Below are 312 nucleotides of genomic sequence, written 5' to 3' on the forward strand. Positions count from 1 at the left end.
CGGCACGGCCAAGGCGGGCACCAGCACCTACGGCTACGACCACGCCGGCCGCCTCACGTCCTGGACCGCCGACGGCACCACCACCGAGTACGGCTGGGACGACAGCGGCAACCGCGTGAAGAACGGCACCAAGACCGCCACCTTCGACGAACGCAACCGGCTGCTGTCCGACGGCGACTACACCTACGACCACACACCGCGCGGCACGCTGGCGACCCGTACCAGCTCGGGCCTGACGGAGCAGTTCACCTTCGACGCCTTCGACCGGATGGTGAAGGCGGGCGAGTCGGGCACGGAGTACACCTACGACTC

At 68.9% G+C, this 312-nt stretch carries 1 protein-coding gene; it reads left to right on the forward strand.

What is annotated here, in order from left to right; all coding sequences use genetic code 11:
- On the forward strand, positions 1-312 hold a 312-nt coding region (locus ALMP_RS35630), incomplete at both ends, for a hypothetical protein (protein WP_264935912.1).

Origin of the sequence: Streptomyces sp. A012304 (genome assembly GCF_026008495.1) — a bacterium.
Taxonomy (GTDB): Bacteria; Actinomycetota; Actinomycetes; order Streptomycetales; family Streptomycetaceae; genus Streptomyces.